Genomic DNA, 614 nt, shown 5'->3' with positions numbered 1-614 from the left:
CTTCGGCAAAGCGCTCGAGGGCGACATTTTCTACAACTCGCCGCTCGACTATCTGCCCGGCATCGTCGATCCCAAACTGCTGGCCCGGCTGAAGGCGCTCAGGCTGATCTTCTGCTGCGGCCAGGGCGCCTGGGAAGAGCGGATGCTGGTCGAGACGCGCAAGTTGGAACAGATCCTGCGCGACAAATCCATTCCCGCCTGGGTCGATTATTGGGGCGGCGATGTCAGCCACGACTGGCCATGGTGGCACAAGCAACTGGTCTATTTCTTCGGCCGTTGGCTGGATGAGGACCTGATGCACAGGCTCGACTGACAGCGGGGCTCGTCCGCTGACAGCTACCCTTCCTGGCCTGCCGGCAGAGCGACGGTCTCGTGTTCCGACGCCGATCCGCGACGCAGGCCAAGGAAGACGACGATGGCGGTCATGACGGTGATTGCCGCCAGCACGATCAGCAGCCTGTCGAACGCCGCCTCGTAGGCCTGGACCAGAACAATGGCTCCAGCCTGGGGCAGATGTTGTGCTGCTTCGCCGAGATTGCCGGTCACCAGCAGTTGGGCTGCCGCTGCTGCCTGCGTCGAAGATGCCGTTCCCTGTGCGGCGAGATGCGCGGCGG

Annotated in this window: 2 pseudogenes; one reads left to right on the top strand and one right to left on the bottom strand. The window is 63.7% G+C overall.

The window, feature by feature from the left end:
- Positions 1-313 (top strand): annotated as a pseudogene (locus EN939_RS37040) (hypothetical protein); the annotation flags it as partial.
- A gap of 23 nt (positions 314-336) precedes the next feature.
- Here EN939_RS37040 and EN939_RS37035 read toward each other — a convergent pair.
- Positions 337-614 (bottom strand): annotated as a pseudogene (locus EN939_RS37035) (MFS transporter); the annotation flags it as partial.

The sequence above is a fragment of the Mesorhizobium sp. M7A.F.Ca.CA.002.05.1.1 genome (genome assembly GCF_003998335.1).
Taxonomy (GTDB): Bacteria; Pseudomonadota; Alphaproteobacteria; order Rhizobiales; family Rhizobiaceae; genus Mesorhizobium.
The sequence above is the reverse complement of the archived record's forward strand: the minus strand, read 5'-3'. Positions and strand labels throughout refer to the sequence as shown.